Here is a 5,729-nt window from a genome sequence, read left to right as displayed (position 1 = left end):
GGGGGCGCCAAGGGGGTGAGTTGCGAAGATGGGCCGGCGGGCCCATCTTGCCGGGGCATCAGAGGGTCTGTTCTCCCGCCGTCGTGGCCGGTTCGGCGGCGCTCAGCTGCACGTCGATCTGCAGCCCCTGCATCAGCACGGTTTTCAGATCTTGCAGGTACTCCTCCAGTGGCGGTTCCTGCAACAGCTGGGCGAGCTCGTTGCCCACCGGGGTTAGCCGGTAGTAGAGCAGGGTGATGTTGGTCTGCTTGCGCTGCAGCCGCCAGCGCTGGTTGCCGAACTCCAGCTCGACGCCATCGGCGGGCAGCGGGCCGGATTCCAGCTCTCCCTTGTGCAGCAGGCCGAGCTCGAACAGCTGCAACAGGGCATTGTAGGGCAGCCGGTATTTGCCCAGACCAAGCCGGGTCACCTTGGCACGGCTGAGCAGGCTGGCCCCCTTGTGCAGTCCCAGCAGCAGGCGCTGCTCATCGCTGCCCGCATAGTGGCAGGCGAGGGCGCAGATCCGCTGGAATAGCAGGGCCTCGCGCTGGGTCATCTCTTTGAGGGTGGTGAGGGCACGAATGGAGAAACGGCCAGGGGTGGCGATCTCGATAGCGAAGATGCGCCCCCACAGCTGCTGCATGGGCACCATGCTGATGTCTTCCGCCAGTTGCAGGAAGCGGGTCAGCCAGTCGCTGTCCATCTCGCCGCCGGCAGCCGTCTCTTCGCAGTGGCGGGAGGCCATCACCATGATGGCTTCCAGGTTGCGCTGGCGAGCGGCCTGATCCGCCAGATGGCGAAAGGTGGCGCGCTGTTCGAAGGTGCTGTCGCTGTTGCGAGTGAGCATGCCGTCTATGCCACGGCTGCGGGCCAGACGCAGGGTCTGCTCCTGGCTGCTCAGGATGGAACTCTCTTTCTTGGGCGGGGGCAGGTCAGCCATGCTGGCTCCGTGATCGCAAGGTCTAGTCTTGAATGTTACTCCAACCGGGATGGCGGGCAATCCCTCAAGCAGGGGCAGGTCACGGTTTCGACAGGTAAGGGAATAAAAAATGGCCTCCGGTCGAAGGCCACTGTTGCTGGGATGCGCAGTTCGTTCACCGGGGGCTGGCGCGCATCATGATGTCTGGTCTGACTTACTCTTCTTCGTAGACGCTGACCTCGACCGCTTCCATGGAGTAGGAGGCGGTGGCCATTTCGTGGCTGGAGCTGATAGTGCGCATCTTGCCTTTCACCCAGATGGCATCCCACAGATCATCCACCGGCGCACCCTTGGGGTAGCTCACATAGATCACCTGATTGGTTGGCGGGGGCGGCACATGGATGCAGGCGCCAAAGTAGGGCACCAGCAGGAAGGCGGTGATCTTCTTGGCATCCCCCTCCAGCGGTACCACGAAGCCCGGGATCCGCACATTCTGCTGATCCAGCTTCTTGTTCACCCCACCCACCGGCTGCGGTACCGACATGGGATCTTCGTGATTGACCTGGGGCGGTGGCAGCAGTCTCTCCCCTTCCGGGATCAGCACATCCCAGTCGATGGTTTTGTAATCGGCGGCCATGGCGGGTAGCACCAGCAGGCTGGCCAGCAGCGCTACTATTTTCCACTTCATCATCTGTCTTTCTGTTCCTATTTTGGGCGTCTCGCTAGACGCGAATGCTCATGCCATCGCTCAGGCTGTAGCGGTAGGCGCGGGCGGCAGGGAGCAGGCCTATCACCATGCCCGCCAGCCACACCATGCCCAGCAACTGCCACTCGTAGGCGCTGGGCAGCCCCACGCTTAATTGCAGGCCATAGTGGCTGAGTAGCCAGGGGGTGGCAAGCCCCTGTCCCAGATAGAGTGCCGCCACCCCGAGGGCGATGCCGACCGTGGTGAGGGCCATCGCCTCCAGCGCCAGCAGCAGGAACAGGTGGGAGGGGCCAGCGCCCAGGGATCTCAAGATGGCCAGCTCGCGCCGCCGCTCGTTGAGCCCCGCCAGCAGGGTGGTCAGCATGCCGATGAGGCCAGCTACCACCACGAAGCCGGCGATCACCGACAGCGCCGTTTCCGCCACGCTCATCAGGCTCCACAGCTCCTGCAGGGCGGCCCCCGGCAGGATGGCCATCAGCGGCTCACCCCGGTAGGTGTTGACGCTGCGCTGCAGCTGGAATGCCAGGATGCGGTTGCTCAGCCCCACCATGAAGGCGGTGATGGTTTTGGGTGTCAGATCCTGCGCCAGTGCCTGTTCGGCGGTCACGTTCTTGCTGTGCCGGCCCGTGTCCCAGCCCAGATGGATCGCCTCGATACCGGCCAGCGGCACGTGGATGGTTCTGTCTATGGGGGTGCCGGTCGGTGCCAGAATTCCCACCACCCTGAACGGCAGATTGTCGTGCTGGCTGAACGAGGTACTGCCGGCGCCGTGGGCGATGACGATGGACTGATCCAGCCGGTAGCCGAGCTTCTCGGCCACCTGGGCACCGAGCACCGCCTCGAATGGCGTGTCGAACGGCCGCCCCTCCCGCAGTTGCAGCGATTGCTGCTGACCGTACTTCAGGTGGGTGAAGTAGTCGCCATTGGTGCCGAGCACCCGAAAGCCCCTGTGAGAATCACCGAGGGAGAGGGGGATGGTCCAGGCGACGCCGGGTTTTGTCTTGATGGCCTGATAGGCCTCCCAGCCCACGTTGTTGGTGGGATTGCCGATGCGAAATACCGAGTAGAGCAGCAGGTTCACCTGGCCGGAGCGGGCACCGACGATAAGGTCGGTCCCCGAGACGGTATTGGAGAAACTCTCGCGGGCCTGGGTACGCACCCGCTCTACCCCGAGCAGCAGGGTGACGCTGATGGCCACGGCGAGCAAGGTGAGCCCGGCGGTGAGGCGGCGGGCCCAGAGACTTTGCAGGGCAAGCTTTAGCATACTGGCCTCCGGTTTTGTGGCTGTGATGCCGCCGTTGGTGCGGGTCTGGCCCGGTAGATAGCGCTGCTATTGCGATTCAGCATATGGCCCTCCGGTTGAGCAGTTGCAGATTTTCCACTCGCGGGAAGAGCGGCTCGAGGTAGGGATCGTGACTGACGAAGATAAGGGTCGACCCCTGCTTGTCACACTCCTCGAACAGCAGTTTGATGAAGGCGGACCGGTTGTCGGTATCGAGAGCCGAGGTGGGTTCATCGGCAATCACCAGCGGTGGCGAGCCTATCAGCGCCCGTGCGGCGGCCACCCGCTGTTGCTGGCCTATGCTCAGGGCATGGACGGGTCTGTGCAGCGCCTCGGCCGGCAGTTGCAGCTCCGCCAGCAGGCGGCGCGCCTCCTGTTCGGGGCTCCCCTGCAGGCGAGCCCGCTTCTCGGGCGAGAAGGTGAGGGCGGCGGTGACGTTGTCCAGCACCGATAAAAATGGCAGCAGATTGAACTGCTGGAAGATATAACCCAGATTGGCCGCCCGGAAGTGGTCACGGGCACGGCCGGATAGCTGGGCCAATGGCTGGCCCAGCACTGCCAGGGTGCCGTGGTTGGCGGTCTGGATCCCGGCAAGCAAGCCAAGCAGGGTCGACTTGCCGGAGCCCGATGGCCCCTTGATAAACACCCGTTCCCCCTCGTTGATGGTGAGGGCGGGCAGATCGAGTACAGGCTCGTGATCCGGCCAGGCGAAGGCCAGATCGCGGATCTCAACCACGGCTTTTTTCATGGTGTTACCAGCTCAGCTTGTTGGCGGACGGGGTCAGTTCGGCAGCAGTCTGGCCGGTGGGCAGTATGCCCTGCACGCTCAGCTTCTCCAGGCTCGGATAGACGCTGAACAGAGTCGCTTCCAGTCCGGTCAGTTTGGCCGGGGCCTCACAGGTATAGGTGTACATGGCACCCACATCGGCGTGACCCGCATCATCATGGTGGTGGTCATCATGATTGCTGCCAGCCTTTTTATGGTTATGGTTATGGTTATGGTTATGGTCATGGTCGTGATCATGCTCTTCCTTGGCGGCATTGAGCTCCTGCTGGGTCAGTTTGCAGCCAGCGGACGGGTCGAAGCGAAACAGGGCATCGGGTTGCTTGAGCTGAGCCATGGCCTTGGCGTATTGCGCCTTCTCCTCGTCGCTCTTGGCCGCGTGCTCGAAGCCCACCAGATCGGCGGCGGGCGCCTGCAGCTCGAGCATCAGCTGGTTGCCATCGAGCACCAGGTTGAGATGACCGTGGCCGTGCTCGTGGGCACCGTGCCCATGACTCTCATGCTCGTCGTGATTTGCTTGTACGCCAAAGGCGGCTGCGGCCAGTAACAGTGTGACTGCTTTCATCGTTAATCCTTTTGAAACCATTGATAAGAGAAATGTTCAGTGGGAGAAGCAATGAAAGTGCGGCGGAGCACGAATGCGGCAGTGGCCTGTAGGGGTGGAATCGATTGTGGGCAAGGCGGTATCGAGGTGCTTGCCGATGACAACATGCAGGACTGGGGTGGGCAAGTTGGGCGTCAGTGCCAGCTTGCCATCGAGATGGAGGGCGCAAAGGACGCAAGTGTGGCTATGACCGGGCTGGTCTGCTTCCAGCGGGTGTTGTGCCAGCGCCGGTTGCAACCACAACCAGCCCAGCAGCAACAACCAGATTTTCAGCTTGAAACGACCCATAGACCCTTATGAAAGGGGCGCCATCAGCGCCCCTTCTCTCTGATTCAGAGATGGGACTGGATGAGCCCCATCACGGTAGCAATGTTGTTGGCATCGAGCTGGCCATCTTTGGCAAACAGCACCTTGCCCTCTTTATCCAGCAGTATGATGGCCGAGCTTTCCGGCGCGAGATCCCAGGCGTTGCGGGCCATGCCTTTGGCATCCAGCACCATGGCGGACCAAGGGAACTCTTTCTTGCTGTCTTCGGCACTGCTCTTCACAAAGCCGGAAGTGCCCCAGATGGCGTCATTGCTGTTGATGATGGTGACAGTCTGGTACTTGTCGTGGGGCAACTTGGCCGCCTTGATCGCCTCAATCATGGGGGCGTTCAGCTCTTTGGCACTGGAGCGACCCGCGATGTGCTGGATCAGAAAGACTTTGCCAGTCAGTACCTTGCTTTGCCAAGGTTGGTAGCTGACCTCTTTTTCTTGCAGTACCAGCTCACCCTTGTCGCTGATGTTGACCAGCGGTACCTGGGCAGACTCCTTGATATTGTGAGCCATGACCAGTGTTGGCAGCAGCGCCAGAGTAAGTACGAGATGTTTCATCCTGATGACACTCCTTTTGTTATGTTATAACGATTTTTCACTTGAGGGAATGGGGCAGAACTCATCCTAAACTGATCGGATCTGTTTAAAAAGTGTTAAATAAACTCGCGAGTGAGCCGCGCGGGCTGCCCGCCAGCGCAGAAAGCGGCTGGCAAAGGCGGCTAGGATGGCATGTAGTCGATAAAAATCAATTCGTTATCAACTGGTTTGAGGAGTGCGCTTCAGTTGAACCGGTTGTGGTGCAACCGGCATGGCGGGCGTGGCTCAGTACAAGGGTTCGCTGATCAGCGGGATCTTGGCCATGGTCATCTGCTGGGCCAGCAGGGGTGAGCCGGTCAGCAGAACGTGGCGCTGATTGCCGATCACCAGGGTATCGCCTTTCAGGCCGCTGTCGGCCGTGATGGCCAGCCAGGCTGGCGAGACGCTGCCGATGCTGATGTTGGGGTATATGATGCTGAGCATGTATTGCGGCGCCAGCTCGGCCAGGAGGCTTGCCATCAGCAGCGCCTTCTCATCACTGTCGGCCTTGTTGTCCTTCAAGGCCTGCAGGGGGGGGGCGAAGTGATCCATCTGCTCGGGG

At 61.3% G+C, this 5,729-nt stretch carries 7 protein-coding genes and 1 pseudogene; all 8 read right to left on the bottom strand.

Features of this window, described 5'->3' with window-relative positions; all coding sequences use genetic code 11:
* Window positions 1-58 precede the first annotated feature (58 nt).
* Complete coding sequence (locus BN1129_RS13720; RefSeq protein WP_042037283.1) at window positions 59-919, bottom strand: TIGR03899 family protein; 861 nt, start codon at window positions 917-919, stop codon at window positions 59-61.
* Window positions 920-1,112: 193 nt separating this feature from the next.
* A complete protein-coding gene (locus BN1129_RS13715) occupies window positions 1,113-1,589 on the bottom strand; it encodes a DUF3299 domain-containing protein (protein ID WP_042037282.1) in 477 nt (158 codons plus the stop codon).
* A gap of 31 nt (window positions 1,590-1,620) precedes the next feature.
* A complete protein-coding gene (locus BN1129_RS13710; RefSeq protein WP_042037281.1) occupies window positions 1,621-2,868 on the bottom strand; it encodes an ABC transporter permease in 1,248 nt (415 codons plus the stop codon).
* A 76-nt stretch (window positions 2,869-2,944) separates the two neighbouring features.
* The gene (locus BN1129_RS13705; RefSeq protein WP_042037280.1) at window positions 2,945-3,634 is read right to left on the bottom strand and encodes an ABC transporter ATP-binding protein; all 690 of its coding nucleotides are present in this window, start codon (window positions 3,632-3,634) and stop codon (window positions 2,945-2,947) included.
* A 4-nt stretch (window positions 3,635-3,638) separates the two neighbouring features.
* The gene (locus tag BN1129_RS13700; protein ID WP_042037278.1) at window positions 3,639-4,235 is read right to left on the bottom strand and encodes a DUF2796 domain-containing protein; all 597 of its coding nucleotides are present in this window, start codon (window positions 4,233-4,235) and stop codon (window positions 3,639-3,641) included.
* A 36-nt stretch (window positions 4,236-4,271) separates the two neighbouring features.
* Window positions 4,272-4,562, bottom strand: a complete 291-nt coding sequence (locus BN1129_RS22620; protein WP_084204657.1) for a hypothetical protein — start codon at window positions 4,560-4,562, stop codon at window positions 4,272-4,274.
* A 44-nt stretch (window positions 4,563-4,606) separates the two neighbouring features.
* Window positions 4,607-5,149: a YtfJ family protein gene (locus BN1129_RS13690; protein ID WP_042037275.1), complete on the bottom strand. Its 543-nt coding sequence runs from the start codon at window positions 5,147-5,149 to the stop codon at window positions 4,607-4,609.
* A gap of 264 nt (window positions 5,150-5,413) precedes the next feature.
* Window positions 5,414-5,729, bottom strand: a pseudogene (locus BN1129_RS13685) (hypothetical protein); the annotation flags it as partial.

The organism is Aeromonas popoffii, assembly GCF_000820025.1.
Taxonomy (GTDB): domain Bacteria; phylum Pseudomonadota; class Gammaproteobacteria; order Enterobacterales; family Aeromonadaceae; genus Aeromonas; species Aeromonas popoffii.
The sequence above is the reverse complement of the archived record's forward strand: the minus strand, read 5'-3'. Positions and strand labels throughout refer to the sequence as shown.

Coding starts and splice junctions, on each gene's coding strand:
- BN1129_RS13720 (WP_042037283.1), bottom strand. CDS start 919: ATGGCTGACCTGCCCCCGCCCAAGAAAGAGAGTTCCATCCTGAGCAGC.
- BN1129_RS13715 (WP_042037282.1), bottom strand. CDS start 1,589: ATGATGAAGTGGAAAATAGTAGCGCTGCTGGCCAGCCTGCTGGTGCTA.
- BN1129_RS13690 (WP_042037275.1), bottom strand. CDS start 5,149: ATGAAACATCTCGTACTTACTCTGGCGCTGCTGCCAACACTGGTCATG.
- BN1129_RS13700 (WP_042037278.1), bottom strand. CDS start 4,235: ATGAAAGCAGTCACACTGTTACTGGCCGCAGCCGCCTTTGGCGTACAA.
- BN1129_RS13705 (WP_042037280.1), bottom strand. CDS start 3,634: ATGAAAAAAGCCGTGGTTGAGATCCGCGATCTGGCCTTCGCCTGGCCG.
- BN1129_RS22620 (WP_084204657.1), bottom strand. CDS start 4,562: ATGGGTCGTTTCAAGCTGAAAATCTGGTTGTTGCTGCTGGGCTGGTTG.
- BN1129_RS13710 (WP_042037281.1), bottom strand. CDS start 2,868: ATGCTAAAGCTTGCCCTGCAAAGTCTCTGGGCCCGCCGCCTCACCGCC.